At 46.7% G+C, this 22042-nt stretch carries 17 protein-coding genes; 6 read left to right on the top strand and 11 right to left on the bottom strand.

Going from position 1 to position 22042, the window contains the following annotated elements; all coding sequences use genetic code 11:
- Positions 1–204: 204 nt before the first annotated feature.
- The 8 genes from LWP20_RS16375 to namA all read right to left on the bottom strand — a co-directional run bounded on the left by LWP20_RS16375 (position 205) and on the right by namA (position 7930).
- Complete coding sequence (locus LWP20_RS16375; protein ID WP_242929256.1) at positions 205–384, bottom strand: hypothetical protein; 180 nt, start codon at positions 382–384, stop codon at positions 205–207.
- Between the two features lie 5 nt (positions 385–389).
- A complete protein-coding gene (locus LWP20_RS16370; RefSeq protein WP_242929255.1) occupies positions 390–1187 on the bottom strand; it encodes a bestrophin-like domain in 798 nt (265 codons plus the stop codon).
- A gap of 162 nt (positions 1188–1349) precedes the next feature.
- The gene (locus LWP20_RS16365) at positions 1350–2570 is read right to left on the bottom strand and encodes a hypothetical protein (protein ID WP_242929254.1); all 1221 of its coding nucleotides are present in this window, start codon (positions 2568–2570) and stop codon (positions 1350–1352) included.
- A 1-nt stretch (position 2571) separates the two neighbouring features.
- Entirely contained in the window at positions 2572–3264 is a 693-nt protein-coding gene (locus LWP20_RS16360; RefSeq protein WP_242929253.1) for an ABC transporter ATP-binding protein, read from the bottom strand.
- A 187-nt stretch (positions 3265–3451) separates the two neighbouring features.
- Positions 3452–4669, bottom strand: a complete 1218-nt coding sequence (locus LWP20_RS16355) for an ABC transporter permease (RefSeq protein WP_242929252.1) — start codon at positions 4667–4669, stop codon at positions 3452–3454.
- Positions 4670–4675: 6 nt separating this feature from the next.
- A complete protein-coding gene (locus LWP20_RS16350; protein ID WP_242929251.1) occupies positions 4676–5893 on the bottom strand; it encodes an ABC transporter permease in 1218 nt (405 codons plus the stop codon).
- 3 nt (positions 5894–5896) lie between these two features.
- Positions 5897–6646, bottom strand: coding sequence for an outer membrane lipoprotein-sorting protein (locus LWP20_RS16345; RefSeq protein ID WP_242929250.1), 750 nt, complete (start codon positions 6644–6646; stop codon positions 5897–5899).
- Positions 6647–6862: 216 nt separating this feature from the next.
- Complete coding sequence (namA, locus tag LWP20_RS16340; protein WP_242929249.1) at positions 6863–7930, bottom strand: NADPH dehydrogenase NamA; 1068 nt, start codon at positions 7928–7930, stop codon at positions 6863–6865.
- A gap of 287 nt (positions 7931–8217) precedes the next feature.
- Here namA and LWP20_RS16335 point away from each other — a divergent pair, with 287 nt between their 5' ends.
- Both LWP20_RS16335 and LWP20_RS16330 read left to right on the top strand, forming a co-directional pair.
- The gene (locus LWP20_RS16335) at positions 8218–9483 is read left to right on the top strand and encodes a PAS domain-containing protein (protein WP_242929248.1); all 1266 of its coding nucleotides are present in this window, start codon (positions 8218–8220) and stop codon (positions 9481–9483) included.
- A 21-nt stretch (positions 9484–9504) separates the two neighbouring features.
- Entirely contained in the window at positions 9505–9885 is a 381-nt protein-coding gene (locus LWP20_RS16330; RefSeq protein ID WP_242929247.1) for a histidine kinase, read from the top strand.
- A gap of 286 nt (positions 9886–10171) precedes the next feature.
- Here LWP20_RS16330 and LWP20_RS16325 read toward each other — a convergent pair whose 3' ends face one another.
- Complete coding sequence (locus LWP20_RS16325) at positions 10172–12676, bottom strand: penicillin-binding protein 1A (protein ID WP_242929246.1); 2505 nt, start codon at positions 12674–12676, stop codon at positions 10172–10174.
- Between the two features lie 330 nt (positions 12677–13006).
- Between LWP20_RS16325 and LWP20_RS16320 the strand changes: the two genes are divergently transcribed.
- The 4 genes from LWP20_RS16320 (at position 13007) to LWP20_RS16305 (ending at position 17545) form a co-directional block, all read left to right on the top strand.
- Positions 13007–14773, top strand: a complete 1767-nt coding sequence (locus tag LWP20_RS16320; RefSeq protein WP_242929245.1) for a chloride channel protein — start codon at positions 13007–13009, stop codon at positions 14771–14773.
- A 165-nt stretch (positions 14774–14938) separates the two neighbouring features.
- Positions 14939–15754, top strand: a complete 816-nt coding sequence (locus LWP20_RS16315) for an MlaE family ABC transporter permease (protein WP_242929244.1) — start codon at positions 14939–14941, stop codon at positions 15752–15754.
- 12 nt (positions 15755–15766) lie between these two features.
- Positions 15767–16540: an ABC transporter ATP-binding protein gene (locus LWP20_RS16310; protein ID WP_242929243.1), complete on the top strand. Its 774-nt coding sequence runs from the start codon at positions 15767–15769 to the stop codon at positions 16538–16540.
- Positions 16541–17545 carry an MlaD family protein gene (locus LWP20_RS16305; RefSeq protein WP_242929242.1) on the top strand — a complete coding sequence of 335 codons (1005 nt, stop codon included), beginning with the start codon at positions 16541–16543 and terminating at the stop codon, positions 17543–17545.
- An 87-nt stretch (positions 17546–17632) separates the two neighbouring features.
- Here the strand turns inward: LWP20_RS16305 and LWP20_RS16300 are convergent, their stop codons facing one another.
- A complete protein-coding gene (locus tag LWP20_RS16300) occupies positions 17633–20239 on the bottom strand; it encodes a M1 family metallopeptidase (RefSeq protein WP_242929241.1) in 2607 nt (868 codons plus the stop codon).
- A 166-nt stretch (positions 20240–20405) separates the two neighbouring features.
- Positions 20406–21974 carry a serine/threonine protein kinase gene (locus LWP20_RS16295; RefSeq protein WP_242929240.1) on the bottom strand — a complete coding sequence of 523 codons (1569 nt, stop codon included), beginning with the start codon at positions 21972–21974 and terminating at the stop codon, positions 20406–20408.
- Between the last annotated feature and the right edge of the window lie 68 nt (positions 21975–22042).

Here is a 22042-nt window from a genome sequence, read left to right as displayed (position 1 = left end):
AAACTTTGTATATCAATAAAATATTTATTAATACAACTATAATTCCAAGAAAATGAGATACTGCTTTTGATTTCATGATTATGTCACCCAACTATCTGCTAGCAGGAGTACCTACTCCTACTATCTGCACTATGTGTGGAAGTAGGGTTCCTATATTTGAACTATCAATCTTATCAAATATAGGGAAAAGTTTATGCTTTAAGATTAAAAATTATCACCCCAAAAACTCCACTTCCCCTTCGCATAAATAATCTTTGAAGTTGCTTTAAACTCGCCCAGTTCTGCACCCAGAAACAACAGCCCTAAAAGAGTTGAAATAAAGGTTGGGGATAACAGCGTAGGCGTGGACGTGGTTGAGTAGCCACGTATTTTTGCTTCCTCCATTTACCTTACTCAGTTTGTTTGTAAAACTTCCTAAGCTCCAAGGTAATCTCATGCATATCATTCAGCTTAATTATACCTCTTCTTGGCCGGTCCAGGGTTAAGGTAATATAGGTAACAAGAATCACTAATAAATGAAAGACGAATATGGAGAGCCAGTCTTTTCCTTTTCTGCCAATGCCGGCATAACCGGCAAAAAATGCGGTAGCCAACGATTGTATAAAAAGCATATATACAACCGCATCTGGTACACGGTCTCTTACGGCTGTATGCCTGGCTTCCTGCGCTTTCAGTAGGTCATGCAACGCAGTAATCATCTGTTCGGAAGCTATTTGCCCGGTAGCAGGATTATGGGATAGCTGTAACGCTTTTCGGAGGATCTGTAAAATTTGAATACGGCTTTGGTCGCGGGCTGCGGCTATCTGTGGTGGGTTAAAGGGCATTTCATAATACTTGATTCTTGTTTCCAGGTAGGCCTTTATGTCTTCCCGGAATGCCTTTCGCTCTGTCGGGTTATAAAGGTCAGCCATTAGTATAACCGAGCGTATGGCAGAATTTTCATCCGAAATACTTGTCCGCCGGGCTTCAAAACGGCTGCCTGCCATGGCAAAAGTAAATGCCAGCAGTAGCCCCTGCAGGCCTAGCACAGACGCAATTACAACAGAATGCTCGTCGGTGGCTGTTGCGTAGGGTCTCCGAAATACCCCAACCCGCATACCCAAGTAAGTAGCTGCCACTAACAACACAAAGAGTATGAGCATTATCAGACTAAGATCTGTTGTGTACAATAAGGAGTTCTGTTTCATATGCAGGCTATTTAATTGCAGGCTACGTAAGGCATGGCAGGTATAAGTTTTATCTCCTGAGCATCGGGTAGAAGTATAGGCGTATTTCGCAATAATGCTACTGGTAGCCTAATCAGATGCAGGAGAAAAAGTATAGTTAAGGGTCTTTATTTATACGTTATTTTAAAAACTCCACTTCACCCGCGCATAAATAACCTTGGTAGTTGCTTTAAATTCGCCTTGTTCCGAATCCATAAATAACTGCCCGATGGCATCCAGATCCAGGTTGGGGAAAGCGGAGTAGGTGAGGACGGGGTTGAGGAAGAAAGCCTGGTCTTCGGGGAAATAAATGGTAGAAAGCCCGCCCACCAGCAGCGGATGAAAGGTATAGCTCACCTGACCGAACACGTTATACTTGTAAGGCGATAGCTCCTTAACCGACAACCGGCCAGGCCGAAATGCCTGGAACAGGAAAGCCGAAGGGTTTTTCTCGCCAAGGCTGTTGTACAACACAGACCCATGCAGGTAGAACGAACTGGCAAAAGAGTAATCCCCGGAAACTGAGGCCAGCAACTGACCCTTGGCATCGAGCGGGTTTGTGTAGGGGCGGGAGTAGGTAAATTCCCCTTTGAAACCTGCGTCCTGTATACTTCCGGCCCAGCCCAAGCCTATTACAGCCTCGCGGCCCACCACACCTCCCAGCAACTGAATGTCGTACTCTTTGCGGTTAAATTTATACAGACCGGCTATAGTTCGCTTCTCAGGGTCGGTGCTGAGGCGGGCAGCAATTTCCACTCCTCCAGCGTACCCCGAAAAGTAGCGAACCCGCAACGCGTCGCTGCCCGGGCGCTCTTCATAGTCAAAATCGAAGTAGGAGTAGGCATTGAAAATATCGTTGGGGTTCCAGACAAGGTTGAGGCCCCAGTTAATGCGTTGCCGGCCAAGCCGCACTTCCAGCTGTTTTTTGGTGTACTCCAGGTACGCGCGGTCCAGCATGGTGTGCACCAGCAAAGAGCGGTTTTTAACTGGCATTGCCGAGAGGTCCCATACATCGTTTCCGGAGTCGATCAGTTGCGGGTAAATGGGGACCTGGCGCAGCAGGTCTCCGTAAAAAACACGGTTTCGCACTTCCACTACCAGGTTCAGGGTGGTATCTAAACTATAATTAAAGTTGAGGCGGTTGTGCAGCAGGTTGTCGGTGAGGAGGGAGTCGAGGCCACGGACAAGTATAAATGTTTGCAGTTGCTTCACATAGCCCTTTAGCTGCAGGTTCTGAAGTATAGCGTTGCGGGGTTTATTTTGTGTAACTGTATCGGAAGCTATACTTATTGAATCGGTTTGCGCCAGGGCATTGCAGGTGCTTAGCCAAAGTATAAAAAACCATATTGTTACCCAGCCACGCATCTCAGGCTTTGGTTACATCAGAAACGATCACGCCATCTTCCAGAGTTATAACGCGCCGGGCCTTTTCGATCACGCGCTGGTCGTGGGTGGAGAAGATGAAGGTGGCTTTTTCGCGCTGGTTCATCTCGGCCATCATGTTCAGCAGGTTTGCGGCGGCTTTGGAGTCGAGGTTCGCGGTGGGCTCATCGGCAAGTATAAACTGCGGTCTCGAGGCCAATGCCCGTGCCACCGCCACCCGTTGCTGCTGGCCACCCGAAAGCTCAGATGGCCGGTTGTGCATACGGTCACCGAGACCCACTTCTTGAAGCAACTGCACGGCCCGAGCTTCCCGTTCTTTGGCTGGTAACTTTTGCAGAAGCATAATAAACTCCACATTCTCTTTGGCCGTGAGCACCGGTATCAGGTTAAATGCCTGGAACACAAAACCGATATGTTCCAACCTAAAATCGATCAGTTCGCGGTCGTTGAGTTCGTTCAGGTGATGACCGCCAACTTCTACCTGTCCTTGAGTAGGATAATCGAGCCCTCCGATGATGTGCAGCAACGTAGATTTACCCGAGCCGGATGGACCGACTACTGCCGTAAACTCACCTTCCCGGATCTCCAGGTCTACACCGCCCAGCGCCTTTACAGGCACTTTCGTTTCCTGGTATACTTTGGTTAACCCACTTGTCCTGATCACAACTTCTGGCATGGTAGCTTTGGTTTGGTTTATACTTTGGTTTTAATATTCAGTGCACGATTGCCTTCCCACTACCCCCTTAAAGTGGACTTAAGTTCTAATTAAAACTATCCCCTCAAGGGGAGAATTACGTTGGCCCGGATTGCAAATCCGAAAGAGCGTAATTCATACTTCCCATTCGTAATTCCCCAATTCTCACTCAGCTTCTCATTGCCTCTATCGGGTTTAATTTTACGGCTTTATAAGAAGGATACATGGCGGCAAGTATAGCTGTCAGCACTACGCTGGCTACCATTAGTATGTATTCTTTAATTGATAGAAACGGGAATAACTTGGTGCTGTAACCGTATTGCTGCAAACCTTTTGTCCAGGCAGAGAGGTCTATGCCTACATCGCCAAGCCAGGTAACGGTGACATAGCCTAACAAGCACCCAACTGGTCCGCCAACCAACGACAGAAAAACAGTCTCCATCAGGATCATGCTGAAAATGCGCTGGCGGTTCATGCCGATAGCCATGAGCATACCCAGTTCCCGTTCGCGTTCCAGCACTGCCATCAGCATGGTGTTTACAATGCCAAAAGCCAGCGCCACCATCAGTATCACCAGCAGTATAGCCATCGTCAGGTTCGATTGTTCCTGTATCAGTTCCAGTTCCGGCGACAGCTCTTCCCAGGTTTTTATTTCTGAAGCTGGGTACTTACTCCGTAGCTCCTGCGCTACAGCTGGCGTCTGCGTGTTGGCGTGCATCAGCACTGCTATTTCGTGCACCAGGGTATCGGTTCCGAGTAACTGGTTCAGGTCCTGCTGGCGCACATACACGCCGCCTTCAGTCAGGCGTGGCGAGGGCGAATCGAAAATTCCCTGTACCCGGAAAGCGCCTGCTGTAACGTTGCCTTCTATATCCTGAAAGGTGAGTACCAGTTTTGTGCGCATTTCTGCCTTTAGTTTGTCGGCCAGTTTCCGGCTGATAAGTATGGCGTTTCGTGGTTTTTCGGTAAAGTAATTCCCTTCTATCAGTAACGAGTCGAGGGAGGTAACTGCCTTTTCCTGGTCTAGGTTTATACCATAGATCTGCACCCCGGAACTCGCCCTTGTAGAGGCGATCATCCCGTTTATCAGCACGCGCTGGCTGTATGCCTTCACTTCTGGGTTGTGTTGCAGGTATTCGGTTATACTTTTGGAATTGCGGATGCTGTAACGTGCTTCGGGTTCCTGCAGAAATTGCGGGTGGTGCACCTGCAGGTGCGAATAATCGTAGTTGATCGAGTTTCGGATGTAGCTGTCGGACAGGCTGTTGATGAAGCCTACCGTAAGTGCAATTGCCCAGATGCCAACGGCTATGGCCGCTATCACCACTATACTTCGGGTGGGGTTGCGCCAGATGTTGCGCCAGGCTATAAGGAGGAGCATCGGCATAGGACGTTAGTTTCGGAGTGCTGTTACAGGTATAAGTCGCTGAATAAACCAGATCGGGTAAATGCCCAGAACCGAGGTGATGATGGCCACAATGTATGCCTGCCGCAAAAAGATGGTTGCTTTGCGCGAGAACGGGATAACGGGTTCCATTCCATAGTTCTGGTATAGTTCTGCCAGGTTACCCGTTACAGGTATGGGGTTGTAATGCAGGTAAAAAATAACGGGCAGGCTCAGCAAAACTCCCAGCAGCGTGCCGCCCAGGGCCAGCATAATAATCTCCAAAAACATAACTGCCTGCAACTTCAGGCGGCTCATGCCAATCGCAATCATCACACCCATTTCGTAGCGGCGCTCTGCAGTCATCATCAGGAAAGTACCGAAAATACCAAACCCGATAACCGCATAAAGTATAAACAGGATGATCTCACCGCCAAGGCGGTCTATCTCGAAGCTCTGCACCAGTTCCGGCATCATTTCCTGCCAGCTCATTACCTCAAATTGTGTTGCGTTCAATTCCTGTTGCAGCGATTCGGTTATAGCTTCCACTTGCTCCGGATCATCTACCAGCAGCGAAAGAGACGTAATACGGTTGCCGGTATCGTAAAGCCATTGTGCCTCTGCCAGCGGCAGGTATACTACCTGGTCGTTAAGCTGCGGTGAGGGGAATTTTACGATGCCTGCTATTTCATACTTGCCTGCAGCATTTGAACCATGATAGCCCTGGCTGATAAGCACGAGCGTATCTTTGGGAGAAAGTTTCAGAAAATGGGCCAGGCCTTCGGCCAGCAATACTTTTTTCTCCCCTGTTTTTAAATAACTGCCTCCCCGCATTTTGTTCCGAAGGTTGGTTAGTCCGTCTTCTTTTTCTGGTTCTATGCCGATAACGAGTGTGCCTTTGGTGCGATCGGTGCCGGAAGCAAGCGCAAAACTTTCTAGCCTGGGGACAACGGTAACTATATGCGGGCTTCCGGCAATTTTCTTTTGCAGTGCTGGCTGGTTCTCGAAGCTGTTGTCGAGGGTCTTGTCGTTCCAGTAGCCCTGCTGGTGCACTTGTATGTAGCCGGTGTAAAAGCGTACCGCATTATCTATCAGATTTCCCCAGGCGGCTGTGTGCATAGACTGCATCATGCAGGAGAAGAAAACGGCAAAGGCTACAGAGGCCAGTGTGATGAGCGTGCGGCGGCGGTTGCGCCAGATATTTCGCCAGGCCAGGAGCAGGTACATCGCTTATTTTACCCGTTTCAGGTTTTGAATGGAAAAGAAACTATCCTCCAGCGGCACATCAAATTTCAAAGAGCGATACTCTATGATCGTATGGTTCCGAGGATTATCGGTAGGTGTCATGTCCATGCGAGCCGGCAACAGGCGCCCACCCAGCATTTTAATGTTAGAAGCCTTCATCGTGTTTACCAGTTCTCCGTCTTCATCATAGAAAAGGACAAGCAGTTGCAGGTAATCTTTCTTGTCGATGTAGGAAATGACCTTGCCCCATACCACCGCCGCTTCCTCTTTCGGTATCATGATGATCTTGTAACAGGGGCGTTTATCGATGATGGTATCGCCAGCCAGGGTGTGGGTATAATCCTGCACTACCGACGATTCCTTTACCAGGTCATCGTTTGTAAAGTCGGAGCCCATCCAGGATTGCAGCATCATGGAAGGAGGCAGTTTTATAGTTCGGTCTATGGAGGGTTGCCAGTTCCATACTTCGCGCTTTCGTTTCAGGAAAGCAGTACCTTTGTCGCGGGCAGGAGATGTAACCAAAATCATGGCCTGTTCCGTGCCTTTGGCCCAGCTTTTCAAACCGATTTCGCGTTTCCAGGTAGGCCGCACAATGCGCATCACCATCTCGCCCTGGTTCGATTTACCCCGCACTTTATCATCGGCACGCTGCACAATTTCCAGGGCAGTAGGCTGCTTTTGAACAGGGGCTCCAGGCAAAGACAGTATGAACCAAAGTATGGGAAGTATAAGCATGGGAACTTATAAATGGGTTGAAAAAGTATAAAATAGTATAAGTATAGTTTTACGTATAAGTTTTGAAATAAACTACAGCGGGCATTTATACTTGGCTATTTTTCTTACCTGGTTTTCTATCAGGTTCGGATCGTAATTTATAGTAGCAGAAAGTATAATTTAGAAACAAAAAAGCCGCTCTAAAGTTATGAGAGCGGCTTTTTATACTTTGTCGGCTTACCTGGGTTTTGCTCTTTCATATTGGTCGGGCCATTTTAAATCGTAGCCCAGTTCTAATGCGGCGTGTATCGGAAAATATGGATCGCGGAGGAGTTCCCTGGCCAGCATAACTGTATCGGCTTTGCCGTTTTTAATAATTTCTTCAGCTTGCTGTGCTGTCGTGATCATCCCTACAGCGCCTGTAAGTATACCTGTTTCCTTCCTGATGCGTTCAGCAAAAGGCACCTGGTAGCCTGGACCTACGGGTATATCGGCACGGGCTACGTTACCACCCGTTGAACAATCCAGCAGGTCTACACCTTTGTCTTTCAGAATTCCGGCTAATGCAACCGAGTCATCAGTTGTCCAGCCGCCTTCGATCCAATCGGTGGCCGAGATTCTGACAAAAAGCGGAAGATTTGCTGGCCAGACCTGCTGCACACTTTCGATAACTTCCAGCAACAGCTTGATGCGGTTTTCAAAATTGCCGCCATAAGCATCGGTACGTTGGTTACTCAGCGGCGACAAAAATTCGTGAAAAAGATAACCGTGTGCCGCATGTATTTCCACCACTTTAAAACCAGCCTGAAGCGCCCGCTCTGCAGCCATTCTGAAATCAGAAATTACTTTGTTGATGCCTTCCTGCGTCAGGGCCAATGGTGGCGCTTCACCTTCTTTAAAAGGTATCGCACTTGGTGCAACTCTGTCCCATCCGCCTTCCTCAGGCATTTGAAGATCTGCACCTTTCCAGGGGCTGAGATGGCTTGCCTTGCGGCCTGCGTGAGCCAGTTGTATACCTGCAACAGCGCCTTGTAAGTCTATAAAAGTAGAAATGCGTTTCAGCATAGTAATGTGCTCATCAGACCAGATGCCCAGGTCATCTGCTGTAATTCTGCCTTCCGGCGACACGGCGGTGGCCTCTGCCAGTACAAGCCCGGCGCCCCCAACTGCCCGGCTGCCCAGGTGTACCAAATGCCAGTCGGTTGCAAAGCCATCGGTGCAGGAGTACTGGCACATAGGAGATACCACTATTCTGTTCCTGATTGTTATACTTTTTATAGTTAGCGGGCTGAAGAGGTTTACCATTTTATGTTGATTATTTTACTATTCGGATGTATTGAGATTTAGCTTACTTACGGCTAAGTTACTTAGAGGTAAATGTTTGCTTTATGATATGCTCCAAGTATAAATCAGCTCTTTAAAAGCTATACCAGCTCATATACGCTTTTGCTATTTGGTATAATATCGGAACATGACTAGCTAAAGTATAAACACCCGGCATTTTACCCGTTTTAATAGAAATTTTAACCAACACGATCTAAAGTATAAAATAGTTATCTTTGAAAGATTAATTTGTACCGCACATACAAACTATGGATTTAAATAAGCTATTCAGAAACATACCTGAAACCATCGTGGTGGTTTCACCTGAGTATAAAATACTTGAGGCCACCGATGCTTATCTGGAAACTACCATGCGCACCCGCGATGAACTTATCGGGCAGAATTTCCTGGAGGTTTTTCCGGATAATCCCGCAAGTGATGCGTCTAAGAATGTTTCGCTGTTACGCCAGTCGCTGGATAATGCGCTGCATACTAAAAAGATAGACTACCTGGAAGTGTTGCGTTATGATATTCCGAAGCCGGAAGCGCTGGGGGGAGGGTTTGATATCCGTTACTGGGAAGCCTCTCATACGCCTGTATTAGACGATGAAGGAAATGTGGAGTTTATCATACAACGTACTTCGGATGTAACAGAACGCGAAATAGCCAGGCTGGCCTTATCGGAAAGCGAAGACAAGTTCAGATTTATGGCTGAGGCAATGCCCCAGCTTGTACATACTTCGAACCCGGATGGCGACTTTACTTATTTAAACCAGCGGACTGTAAATTATACCGGCCTGCCTCTGAAAGAACTGGTTGGCTCTGGCTGGCAACAGATTATTCATCCGGATGATTTGCTAGGTGTACTGGAAAGATGGGGTAAGGCAAAGGAAAATGGAGTTGATTTTCAGACTGAGGTTCGCATACGAGATAAGGATGGAAATTACCGCTGGCACCTGGTAAGGAGCACTCCCATGCGAGATGAAAAAGGAACACTCATAATGCGAATAGGCAGCTCTGTAGATATACATGACTCCCGCCTGATGGTGCAGGAGTTACTGGATTCTAACGAGCAGATGGCGCAACTATCTGACCAGGTACAGAAGGCCTACGAAAAGGCAGAAGCAGAGCGTAGGTTGTTGAAGGATCTGATTATGAAGGCTCCGGCTTTCTGCTGTGTGTTAAAAGGACCGGAACACCGTTTTGAGCTGGTTAACCAAAACTACCAGAATATGTTCCCGAACCGCGATCTGCTGCATAAACCGGTTGACGAAGCCTTACCGGAAGTGCTGGACCAGGGCGTTATGGAACTATTGGATAATGTTTTTAATACAGGCGAGGAGTTTGTGGTAGAAGAGTTACCATTTAAAATTTACCAGCCTGAATCCGGGCAGTATGATTTACATTACCTGACCTTTATTTATCAGCCAATAGTTAACGAGAATAATAAAATTACCGGCATACTGGTTTTCGGGCACGATGTTACCGAACGTGTTATTTACCGACAAAAGTTACAGGCGCTAACGAATGATTAAGCATCTAAAAAATTGTGAAGCTTGCCTGAAAGGAAACTGTTGCCAATGAACCAGTCGCAGATAGATTTTCAGCAGCTCCGCATTAAACATATTTTATATAAAACGAAGGTGCGCTCGGTGTTATACGGTGGTACTTACGACGAAGTATTTTTTTCACATGTAGGGCCGATAAGCTTATGGTTTCGTACGGTTGGTAACGAGCGCTACAGCAATGAACCTGAACTTAATGAGCTTACCCGTTTACATAATGAGTTAGGCCGGCAGGCTGATGTGATCTTTACACTTTATAAAAGCGGCCAGATTGACCAGGCACACGAAGGGCTCAGAACAATAGATAAAAAGTCGGAGCAGTTTTTAGCTATACTTTCGCAATTAGAGGGAAGACTGGCTGTGCAGGTATAAAGCGAATTACCTTTAAAATATAAGGCCGGGATAACTGCATGAGCAGCCATCCCGGCCTTTTTTATAGCATTATTAATCAGTCTTTACTTAAACTCTTCAGCACTTGTCCGGAAAGCATTCGGGGTGTGCATTACAGGGTGGCGTACCTGCGAGCTGAACCACAAGTATAAAGTATAAATTAAAACGGCCGGAGCCCTAAGTATAGCTCACACTCGCCAGAGGCAGGCGAGAGCACTTAACTTGTTGTTGGTTTTATACTTGAGCTGCTTCATACTTAAACAATAAATTACCACCTGAAAATATCGCGGTGTTTGTTACGGCCTTTTTCACGTTCTTTCCGACGTTTCTTTTCTTCTTTCCGGTTTCTGCGGCCTTCCTCTTTCCATTCGTCATAGCTTCTGCCACGGTTGCCTCTGATGCTTTCAAATAGCCGGTCAATAAAATTAGGTTGCTCTTCAACTCTTTCTTCAAGTATAGAAGCACAAGCCAGGCGTTCTTCCAACCAGTAAGGTAGCGGACTGAATTTACTATAACGCATAGAAGAATGTGTCCGGTCGCGGGTTACACGATACATGAAATCGCCCCAGACAGGTAAAGCTGTATGTGAACCTTGCCCCAACGCTAAGGTACGGAAACGAACTGCCGGGCTTTCGGCGCCCACCCAAACACCTGTTACCAGATCGGGGGTAATGCCAATAAACCAGCCATCGGCATGGTCCTGCGTCGTGCCTGTTTTGCCCGCAATATCCATACTTAGGGCGAACTCTGATCTGAGTTTTGCAGCGCTGCCTTCTTCCACCACGCCCTGCATCAGGCGCAACATGGTGGCAGCGGTTTCAGAAGAGATGGCTTTGCGAACATTACTACCTTTGTGGTGTTGCCTTAAAACCTTGCCGTTGCGATCAATTATTTTCTCGATATAAATCAGGTCCTGCGTGTTGCCATCGTTAGCAAACGTAGCGTAGGCCCTCACCATTTCGTAAAGCGATACGCTGGCTGTGCCAAGTGCAAGAGCGGGTACTTTAGGTAAATCGCTCCGGATGCCCATGCGGTGAGCAAGCGCAACGGTTTGGTCTATGCCTGTTTGCAGCAGCACCTGTGCCGATATAGTGTTTACAGAATGGGCCAGTGCACCCCGCATAGAATATTCACCGCCATACTGGTCGTTCGCATTTTTGGGCGTCCAGTTTTCATACTCCGGGTAAGTAACCAGTTTGTTCTCGAAATAGGAGCAGGGCTCAACGCCTTTTTCCAATGCTGCTGCATAAACCAGTGGTTTAAAAGTGGAGCCGGCCTGGCGTTTAGAACGCACATGGTCATACTTGAAAGCATGATGATTGATACCTCCCACCCATACTTTAATGTAACCAGACTGAGGGTCAACGGCCAGCAAGCCCGTATTCAGATAGCGTTGGTAATACCGGACCGAATCCAGTGGGCTCATACTTCTTTCTGAAGTTCCTTTCCAACTGAACACTTTCATCGGTATCGGTTCCCGGAATATGTCGTCTATTTCGGCATCAGATTTCCCGGCTGCTTTCAGCTTTTTATAACGATCTGAGCGTTCCTTTGCCTCGCGTATTACAGTTGTGTTATTACCCCAGGGTATGCGGCCTTTCCAGTGCGCATCAAACTGGCTTTGCAGCTGTGCCATGCGCTTGCGTACTGCGCGCTCGGCGTGTGCCTGCATGTTGGCATCAATTGTTGTATAGATCTTAAGCCCGTCGGTATACAGGTTATAGGGTTCCCCGTTTTCTTTTGTTTTTGTGCTGCACCATTGTACCAGTTCCAGCCTGAGCTGCTCCCGGAAGTAGGGCGCCATACCGTCGTTATGGGTTTCGTATCGGTAATTCAGTTTTAAAGGCAGTTGCTGCAGCGAGTCGGCAGCGGCTACCGATAAAAAGTTATACTTAGCCATCTGGCTTAATACAACATTGCGGCGTTGTTTGGCGCGCTCGGGGTTAAGGCGTGGGTTATACGTGGTGGTGGCTTTAAGCATGCCAATCAGTACGGCAGCCTCCTCTGTCTTTATAGAATCGGCAGTGGTGTTAAAAAAGCGGCGCGATGCCCGTTCTATACCGTAAAGGTTACCGCCCATTGGTACTGTGTTCAGGTACAGTTCCAGTATCTCTTCTTTAGAGTATAGTTTCTCGAGTCGCCTGGCAATAATAAACTCACGCAGTTTATTGGCAGGCATGGTAAGTATAAGATGCTCCTGCCGCGGATAGAGGTTTTTGGCTAATTGCTGGCTCAACGTGCTACCACCGCCCGAGCTTTCTTCCTGTAGCAGCAGGGTTTTAAATATAACCCGCAGCAAACTTTTTACATCAATGCCGTCGTGCTCATAAAAACGCACATCTTCAGTAGCAATAAGGGCTTTGCTTACAATGGGGGCAATGTTTTCATACTTTACGTTGGTACGGTCCTGTATGTAATAACGGCCAAGTAGTTCGCCATCGGCAGCGTATACTTCTGATGCCGTGTTGTTTTGCTTATCGCGAAGATCGGAGGTGGTAGGCAGGCGGCCAAAAAAGCCCATATACACAGCCAGGTAAAACATAACCAGGCAAAGCAGCAGGAACAAACTACCCCGGTAAAAAGCCTTGAGCAACAGCCTGCCCGCTGATGCACCGGAACGTAATTGCCGCATGTAAGCTAGTGTAAATTTAGGTCGTAGACGGAGGTAAAACCGGGTAAGACTTACTTTCAGGAGACGGCCGGCCGGGTAAATGAACTCGCGAAGTATAAAATTAAGTATGCGGGCTATGGTATGCCCTGTATTATTTGCCAAAAGCTTTTTAAATTTCTTAAACTATGCTTTAAACCTGCCTACTGGCCCTGATTTGCAGGATGCCCAACAAGTGTAAACCGGAACAGGCTTTAAACGAACAAACTGCACACTAAAGTTTACAAGCAGCCTAAATTATTTTAACCTGTTTAAACCGAAGCACATGGTAGCCTTAGCTTTATACTTGTAACTGGGGCAATCTTCCTGCTTTAAATTTAGATCTAAATCCGGCTGTTAGTTAAAATACACCGTAGGGTAAAGGATGTTGGGCTGTATTCAACTTTAGCAATATTTGCTAACTTGGTAGTTTAAAGCAATCCGGTACCAGAGCACATGAACAGATATCACCGATACCAGCTGGCTTTCCTGCGATGGCGCCGGAAGCAGGGCAACAATCGGATACTTCCTTTTATACTTAGCATTGTGGTAGGCATAGTGGTGGGGCTTTCGGCTATTCTTGTTAAAACCATCATTTTCTATTTCGAGCAGTACGCCGTATTTTTTGCTCCCAAGCTTTTGTACTTCCTGCTGCCACTCATCGGTTTTCTGCTGGTTACCTTCCTGAACAGAAACCTGTTTATGAAAACGGCCTATTTTAACGGAGCGCGCAATGTCATCGAGGCTATCGAGCAGAAATCTTCAATTATCCGGTTCAGGCTTATCTATACTAAATTTATAACTACCGGGCTTACCATTGGTTTTGGAGGCAGCTCCGGGGTAGAGGCTGCTATTATTACTAACGGAGCTGCCGTGGGTTCTAACCTGGGGCGCTTCCTGGGCCTGGGCTATCGCTTGCGTACTTTGCTGATTGGTTGTGGCGTAGCGGCTGGTATTTCGGCTGTTTATAACGCGCCAACAGGTGGCTTTATCTTTGCGCTCGAAACCATACTTCCCGAATTCACGCCAACCTTGCTAATACCATTGCTGGTGGCGGCGGCTACAGGTAAAATCCTGTACGAGTTTATAATGGGCGACCATCTTCGGTTTGAGGCTGCTATTGCTAATTTTACTTACGACCAGATACCCTTAATTATTCTGCTTGGCGTGCTGGGCATGCTTATTTCGTCTTATCTGCTGCGTACCTATAGTTTCTGTTCGGTTTACTTCTCAAAAATTAAAAGCGCCTATCTGCGTGCTATTGCAGGCGGTATTGCCCTGGGTTCTATTATTTTTATATTGCCGCCCATGTATGGCGAAGGTTATGTAAGTATAGAGGCCCTGCTGCGCTTAGAAGAACGCTCCCTGTTTTTTAATTCGCCTTTTGCTGCTTTGCCAAATACGGCCTGGTCCAGTTTGCTGTTCTTTTCGCTTATTACACTGGTAAAGCCCATAAGTACAGGTATTTGTGTTAGCTCTGGTGGCGAAGGTGGTTATTTTGCTCCTTCCATTATCACAGGTGGGTTCTTAGGCTTTCTGTTCTATAAAATAGTGATGGTGATTTTCCCGACTGCAGGGCTGGATGCGCCTACTTATATGTTCCTGGGCATGGCGGCCGTTTTTGCCTGTGTTATGAATGCACCTGTTACCGCCATTTTCCTAGTAGCCGAAATCACGCAGAGTTACCAGCTGTTTGTGCCGCTCATGATCGTTTGTGCAGTGGCATACTTCCTTAAATACTATGTAGAGAACCTGCGTGTAACAGTAGAACAGCCAAAAGGGCAAAGCAAAGCCTTCAGGGTAGACAGGATATTGCTTAACCAGTTAAACATACGACAGCTTACCGAAGACGATGAAGCACCCGTGCTTGAAGAAGCTACCTTCCGTAAAGTGGTGGAAACCTTCTCTAACTCCGACCGGGATTTTTTGCAGGTACTGAACGAAAGAGGCATACTGGTCGGTATCATCTCGCTCAGCGATATCCGGAAACACCTCGACGAAGTATCAACCTATGATACCGTTTATGCCCGCGATATTATGCATGTGCCCCAGGTAACTGTTGATATAAATGAGCCAGCCTCACAGGTACTCAATAAGTTTGATGATTCTAAACGCAGGTATCTGCCGGTAGTAAGTCGCGGAAAATCAATTGGTTTTATCTCTAAAAACAGGCTTCTGACAGAATATAGAGCAGAATTAACAAAGGTGAACCGCTTCTTTTAGTTTTACCTGCCCGTATTTGCCATAGGAGGCTATTTTAGCGGTAAACTGTATTGTATTTCAAATCTTATAAGGATAGGAAATAATCTTTAATTAATTTCGCGGATTACTTATGCTGAAGATTTACGCATAAGTTTACGTTAGATCTGAGTTTATACTTGTTATAATATGGGGGACCAACAGAAGGGAGCTGACTATACGAAAACAAATAAATACGTACTTTCCAGGAGGTTAGACCGCGTTTTTTTTGAGCTGTATAGAATATATACCTTTATTACCCGGTTTTTTAAAGAGGTTTTCATGCCTCCTTACGAGTTTAAAGAAATCATTAACCAGTTTTATGAGGTAGGGGCACGTTCGCTTCCGCTTATCTCTTTAACAGGCTTTATCATAGGTATTGTGTTCACGAACCAGTCGCGGCCTTCGCTTTCTGAGTTTGGAGCCACGGCCTGGTTGCCTTCGCTAATGTCTATTGCCATAGTAAGGGCGCTGGCACCGCTAGTAACGGCTATTATTGCAGCCGGCAGGGTAGGGTCCAACATCGGTGCAGAGCTGGGCTCGATGAAGGTAACAGAACAGATTGATGCCATGGAAGTATCGGCTACCAACCCCTTTAAATTTCTGGTAGTTACGCGTGTTCTGGCAACCACGCTCATGATCCCTTCGCTGATGATGTACACTGTGTTTGTGGCATTGCTTGGCTCTTACGTAAACGTAAACCAGCACGAGCAAACCAGCTTTGTAACGTTCTTCGTGCAGGTGTTTGATGCCATCAGCTTTCTGGATGTATTTTCATCGGTTATAAAGTCGTTTATTTTCGGGTTCACGATCGGTATGGTGGGTTGCTACAAAGGCTATCATTCTTCTAAAGGCACAGAAGGTGTGGGCAAAGCAGCCAACTCGTCGGTAGTAACAGCCATGTTCCTCATATTTATTGAGGAGCTGTTATCGCTGCAGGTAATTAATGCCATACGCGCTCTATAACCATTAAACTGCATGAAACACGCTAATTCGAAAATAGACTATAACGATAAAGTAATCTCCATCAGGGACCTTAAAAAAGCCTTTGATGACTACGAAGTATTAAGAGGCGTAGACCTGGACCTTTACCGGGGCGAAAACCTGGTGGTACTGGGCCGTTCAGGTACAGGTAAATCAGTGCTTATCAAGATCATTTCAGGCTTACTGAAACAGGACGAAGGCCAGGTTAATGTGTTGGGGCAGAATGTGAACAATCTGTCTGCAAGAGACCTGGATAAGCTGCGCCTTAAGATAGGGTTCTCTTTCCAGAACAGCGCCCTCTACGATAGTATGACCGTGCAGGAAAACCTGGAGTTCCCGCTGGTGCGCAACTCCCGCGATCTCAGCCGAAAAGAGATTGACCGCCTTGTAGATATGGTACTGGATGCGGTTGGGCTTTCTCAGACAAAGGATCAGATGCCGTCGGAGCTTTCGGGTGGGCAGCGTAAGCGTATCGGTATTGCCCGTACGCTTATACTAAAACCAGATATCATGCTTTATGACGAGCCCACGGCAGGTCTGGACCCGATCACATGTATAGAAATAAATAACCTTATAAATGAAGTTCAGCAAAGGTATAATACTTCTTCCATTATTATTACCCATGATTTAACATGCGCCAGGGCAACCGGCGACCGGATCGTGATGCTGCTGGATGGCCAGTTTCAGCGCCAGGGTACTTTTGAAGAAGTGTTCAATACAGATGATGAACGCGTTAAATCGTTTTACAATTACAATTTCATAGACTAAATGGGTAGTGCAGAAAACAAACGTTCAGTTATAGTAGGCATTTTCGTATTTATCGCCATCATTATTTTTGTGGCGGCCATACTTACACTGGGGGGCCAGCAGAAGCGCTTTGTACAGACTGTAAAAGTGCGGGCTATTTTTGAAAACGTTGAAGGTCTTAAAACCGGAAACAATGTATGGTTTTCAGGTGTGAAGATCGGTACTGTAAAAAGTATAACAATTGCCGGCCAGTCGCAGGTAGAGGTGGAGCTTACTATTGAAGAAGCAGCCCAGAAATTTATACATAAAGATGCGAAAGCCAGGCTGGCTTCTGAAAGTCTTATCGGTAACCAGATTATCGAAATACTTGGCGGAACACCGACTGCTCCACAAATTCAGAACGGCGATCTGCTACAGACCGAAGCTGGCCTGAACACTGATGATATGATGGCCACATTGCAGGAAAACAACAAGAACCTGCAGGCTATAACCGGTGATTTTAAGCAACTTAGCGCCGGACTTGTAAACGGAAAAGGTACTGTTGGTGCCTTGCTTACCGATTCAACTATGGCCACTAACTTCCGGACTATACTTGCCGGGCTGGAAAAAACATCAGTTAATACAGCAAGAGCTTCGGCGGCGCTATCGCAGTTTACAGCTAAAATGAACACCAAAGATGGCCTTGCCAACCAATTGCTGACAGATACCGCCGTATTTAACCAACTGCAAAGCTCTGTGGCACAGTTAAAGCAGGCAACTACGGCTGCATCTGATATTACAAGCAACCTTAAAACTACCAGCGCCAAACTTAACAGCACAGATAATGCCATGGGCGTGTTGCTGAACGATGAAAAGTTTGCAGGGCAGCTACAGCGCACAATGGGTAACCTGGAAACCAGCACCAAGAAACTGGATGAGAACATGGAAGCGATCAAAAGTAACTTCCTGCTGAAAGGCTACTTCAAACGCCAGGCCGTACGCGATGCTAAGAAGGCTGAAAAGGCTGATACTACAAACCGGAAGTAAAGTATAATTATACCACATACAAAAGGCCGCTTCAAGTAGTGAAGCGGCCTTTTGTGTTTTAATGGAGCACTGTAATCTTCCAGGCTTTTACTTTTTGGAACCGGAAGTATAGAGTAGCTTCTCTGCCCGGAACAAGGCATCTGTTGCCTGTAAAATCTTCCCTTTTAGTTTTGGGTTATAGTTAGGTTTATCAGCCAGAAAGGTCCGTACTATTGCTGCAGCTGCCGGGCTTTGGTAGCTGCCAAATGTAGCCTGTAGCCAGTTATAAGGGAAGAAGATGTCGCCTGTGAGTTGGATTTCCTCCAGCAAATCAAGGCTTTCTTTTAAGTATTTTTCTGAAGTTGCGGTACGTAAAGGGTGGTGTAAATAACCTAAAGCGGTTTGTACCCAAGCCTCTTTCTCTCTGTTCTCTGCCTTTTTAAGCGAAGCGAAGAAAGCATCCCGCACTTGCACATCAGCAGAAAGGGCCGGCATAAGGAACTGCATGCGCTTCTTACGGTCCGGGTTGGCAATGCGGGAGGTCTGTTTTTCAAGTATAGATGCAGGTGCCGGATAATCACGTACGGCAAGGGCAAGTGCAAGCGAAGTATAATCATCTTCGGATAATTTGACACCAGCCGGGGCCTGTTCTTTTTCCCAGATCTGGTAAAGCTTAGCTTGCGCGGGCTTGGTTAAGGCTATACTTTGGTAGGCTTTAAACAATAGCTTTTTAGCGTTTGGCATTTTGTTTTGCTCCATTGCTTTCCAGAGTTCTGCTTCCAGCACTGGTGCCAGATTCAAACGATCCTGGGGTAATAATAATCTCCAGTAAATATCTGTCAGCTGGCCAGTCATTAGCTTCAGGTTGAGCTCTTCAGGTTCCTGGGTTAATCCTTTGCGGTATACTTCCAATAGCTGCTCAGGACTTACAGAACGGTTATTCTGCATGTTCTCGTACAGCGTGATGTAAGCCGATGCTCGCGCTACAGGGTCTTTCAAAGTATAAACAGAAGCAAGCATGTGCTCATCTACCGGAAATACGCCGTAGCCTTGCCCCGCTGAGTTGTAAAGTATAAAAGCAGGTACAGGCTGTCCTTCTGCTTCCTGCAAGCTAACCTGTTCTTTATCCATTGTAACAGTTAGCTCCTTCACACGGTCCGGGTATACCAGCGCTACCTCAAATACTTGTGGCCAAAGCCTGTCGGAGCCATCTTCGCCTTTCTGGCTAAGTATAAGCTTTTCTATTTTGCCATTTTTAGTTTTTAGTTCGGAATTAAAAACCGGCCGGCCGGGCTGATTTACCCATACCTGGTTCCACTGTTGCAGATCTGTCGGGGTGCGGGCATCCAGAATTTCGATCAGGTCAGGCCAGGAGGCATTGCCATTGGTGTACTTCTTCAGGTACTCCTGCAGCCCTTTCTGAAATTCTTCTTTGCCCATCAGCAACTCCAGCTGGCGCATTACAATGGGGGCCTTGTGGTAGATGATATTTCCGTAAAGCGAGCCAGCATCCTGCAGGTTATCCAGTTGCTGGCGTATCGGGTTGGCGCCTGTGGTACGGTCTATACTATAAGCTGCCGGAAAATGGTCTGTCAGGAATTTAAGGTCGTAACTGGCATTGGCAACGGAGGTTTGTGTAATCTTATCGGCCATGAAATTGGCAAATACTTCTTTCATCCACACATCGTTAAACCAGCGCATCGTAACCAGGTCACCAAACCACATGTGAGCGGTTTCGTGGGCTATCAGGTTGGAGCGGGCAATTTTCTGGTCCTGTGTGGCGCCTTCATCCAGAAACAGCGACGAAGCCTTGTATTGTATAGCGCCCACATGCTCCATGCCGCCGTACTGGAAATCAGGTATGGCCACAAAATCAAATTTCCGGAAAGGGTAGGGAATGCCTGTATACTTGCTCATGAAAGCAAGCGATTCTCTATGGAGTTTGAAGATAGGTTCTATACTTTCTGTGAGCTTATTCTTATCGGTTTCGCGGTGATAAAAGTGCATAGTACGCCCGGCTTCTTCGCGTTGCAGGTGGCTGAACTCGCCTGCTGCAAAAGAAAACAAGTAAGTGCTAATGGTATCGGAGGGAAGGTAATTGTAGGTTTTGCCCGAAGCAGTTACGACAGAATCCTGTAAAGGCCCGTTTGCCAGCGCATTCCAGTTCTTAGGCAGGCTAAGTGATAAAGTATAACTGGCCTTCAGATCAGGTTGGTCGAAGCAGGGGAAAACGGTGCGCGCCCTGTCTGGCACCAGCAAGGTATACAGGTAATCCTCATTGCGGTTCAGCGACAGGTTTCCGGCAGTAAATTCAATTTCGATTTTATTTGCCCCCTTCCTTAAATACCTGGCAGGTATAATCAGGTGCTCATTGGTGTGCTGAATTGGTATTTGCTTGCCATTCACTTTTACGCTTTGCAGGTGATCCGTTTTTTCTTTGAAATCGATTTGCAGTGGCTGTCTATTATCAAGCAGTTTAAAAAGTATAGTTTCAGATGCAGGAATAGGTGCTGTTGCTTGTGCAGGTATAGCAAAATGCAGCTGGTAAGACAGCCCCTGCAGCACGCTTTTCCGGTAAATGGCCAGTTCCTGCGAAACACCGGTTTCGATGTTTGTAGAAGCTGTTGTGGTTAACTCTTTAGTGCAGGCAACTGCTGCTGCTGCGGTAAGTATAAGCAATCCTGTTTTCAGGTGTTTTCGGGATGTTCTGTTCATGCTGAATTTATACTTTCAATGAGAGCCGGTTTCATAGTTAAGGACCCTGAAAGGTAATTTCAGCTATTTTACAGATAAAACAAAGCAACACTTTTAAGACTTATCCCAAAGTATAAACTGTAAAGTAAAAGCACATCAGTTAATGCATTTATACTTTTCAAAAGCCTTACAGCTTGTCTTCTATAGAAAAATGAAGTTTTTCTATTTTACCTTTTTCATCTTCTTCCATGCTGTCTACTCTTACCGTGCTGGTGCTGTCGATGCTCAAAAGTATATCTATAAATTCTTCCCTTGAAAATGGCTCCTGGGCAGCAGCACTATTATCGAAAAGTTGAGCCTTATCTGAAAAATAACTCAGAATCTTGGGCCGTAGTTTTTCGCGTTCATTCATCGATAAATCCGGGTTGGCAAGGTTATTCAGATAAGCCTGTAAAGATGCAGCTGGTGTAGTTTCCGTTACTTTTTCAGCCAACTTAACGACTTCTTCTTCTTCTTTTATAGTTTCAGATTGATCAGTTACCGCTTCTTTAACCGCTGGCTTTGCCTGCGCTGTTTCAGGTTTTGTAGTAACTACAGGCGCAGCCGGTTTTTCAGGTTCTTTTCTGATTTCCTTTTTCGGAACAGGCTGTTTTTTAACAACTGGCTTTGCATTTACTTTTTCCGGAGCTGTTCCGGCAGCATGTACACGTTCCTGAAGTACTATGGCATCAGGTTCATCATCGGCTTGCTGATCGCTGACAATAGCCTGTTTATTCCAGTATTCTTTTATTTTATCCGGAGGAAATTCGAGCAGCAGAAATAGCCCCAGAAGTATAATTACTGTTGCCGTAGCAGCTTTCAACCACAATGGTGTTCCAGGTGCTTTAGGCTGTTCAATCATGTCGTAGATGTTTGCCGTTGGCCGCCAAGTTTTGTTAGCCAGGTAATATTTGCCTTCTACTTCCAGTTGTTTTGCCGTTGGCCGCTTTTGCTGATCCACTGACAGACACGACTTTATGATATGGTTCAGGACGCGGGAGTAAGAGGACGGCAGATCCGGCACCTCAGCGCCTTGCAGTAAACTTAATCCTCCCGTACCTTCCCAGGGGGTATGGCCGCTGCAAAGTGTGTAAAGTATAACTCCCAGCGAAAATATATCGCCCGCCTCTTTATATTCCGGTTTATCCAGGAAGCGCTCCGGTGCAGCGAAAGCCAAGCCCGACACCCTGCCGGTAGCTTTATGCAACGCCTGCCTTGTAGCCCTGCTGATACCATAATCTGTGAGTACGTAGTGGCCATCTGAGGTAAGAAGTATTTTCTCAGGGTCCAGGTTCTGGTGCAGTACGGGCTGACTTTGGGTATGCAGGTAATGCAGTGCGCTCCCGATCTGTTTCATTATCAGCGCTATTTCCTCCTCCGGGAACGGCCCTTCCTGATCGAGCAAAGCCTGTGCAGAACCTTCGTGCATATAAGGCATAACCAAAAAAGGGGTATGCTGGGTGGCATCCAAGAAAGTAACAGGCAACAACCCCGGATGTGACAGATAGCCGATCTGCTCAAAATCTTTTCTGAACAGCTTTAAGGAAGCTTCGCTCAGCCCTGTTTCAGGTGCAAATATTTTTACAACTTCAGGTGTATTACCTGAAATGATATCTTCCGCGATCCATACTTCCGACGAGCCTCCTCTGCCCAATAATTCCTTTAACAGGTAACGGTCTGCAAAAACAGTATTCATCTCAAACATAAGCGCTTTCATAGAGTATGGTAAGAACACAACAGCTTCGGGTAATGGCGCTCTTGCCGCTCATCTTTTATTAATCAAGT

The organism is Pontibacter vulgaris (assembly GCF_022758145.1).
Lineage (GTDB): Bacteria > Bacteroidota > Bacteroidia > Cytophagales > Hymenobacteraceae > Pontibacter > Pontibacter vulgaris.
This window is presented reverse-complemented; position numbering and strand designations above follow the sequence as displayed.

Coding starts and splice junctions, on each gene's coding strand:
- LWP20_RS16310 (WP_242929243.1), top strand. CDS start 15,767: ATGAAACACGCTAATTCGAAAATAGACTATAACGATAAAGTAATCTCC.
- LWP20_RS16305 (WP_242929242.1), top strand. CDS start 16,541: ATGGGTAGTGCAGAAAACAAACGTTCAGTTATAGTAGGCATTTTCGTA.
- LWP20_RS16350 (WP_242929251.1), bottom strand. CDS start 5,893: ATGTACCTGCTCCTGGCCTGGCGAAATATCTGGCGCAACCGCCGCCGC.
- LWP20_RS16365 (WP_242929254.1), bottom strand. CDS start 2,570: ATGCGTGGCTGGGTAACAATATGGTTTTTTATACTTTGGCTAAGCACC.
- LWP20_RS16370 (WP_242929255.1), bottom strand. CDS start 1,187: ATGAAACAGAACTCCTTATTGTACACAACAGATCTTAGTCTGATAATG.
- LWP20_RS16335 (WP_242929248.1), top strand. CDS start 8,218: ATGGATTTAAATAAGCTATTCAGAAACATACCTGAAACCATCGTGGTG.
- LWP20_RS16315 (WP_242929244.1), top strand. CDS start 14,939: ATGGGGGACCAACAGAAGGGAGCTGACTATACGAAAACAAATAAATAC.
- namA (WP_242929249.1), bottom strand. CDS start 7,930: ATGGTAAACCTCTTCAGCCCGCTAACTATAAAAAGTATAACAATCAGG.
- LWP20_RS16320 (WP_242929245.1), top strand. CDS start 13,007: ATGAACAGATATCACCGATACCAGCTGGCTTTCCTGCGATGGCGCCGG.
- LWP20_RS16355 (WP_242929252.1), bottom strand. CDS start 4,669: ATGCCGATGCTCCTCCTTATAGCCTGGCGCAACATCTGGCGCAACCCC.
- LWP20_RS16360 (WP_242929253.1), bottom strand. CDS start 3,264: ATGCCAGAAGTTGTGATCAGGACAAGTGGGTTAACCAAAGTATACCAG.
- LWP20_RS16295 (WP_242929240.1), bottom strand. CDS start 21,974: ATGAAAGCGCTTATGTTTGAGATGAATACTGTTTTTGCAGACCGTTAC.
- LWP20_RS16345 (WP_242929250.1), bottom strand. CDS start 6,646: ATGCTTATACTTCCCATACTTTGGTTCATACTGTCTTTGCCTGGAGCC.
- LWP20_RS16300 (WP_242929241.1), bottom strand. CDS start 20,239: ATGAACAGAACATCCCGAAAACACCTGAAAACAGGATTGCTTATACTT.
- LWP20_RS16375 (WP_242929256.1), bottom strand. CDS start 384: ATGGAGGAAGCAAAAATACGTGGCTACTCAACCACGTCCACGCCTACG.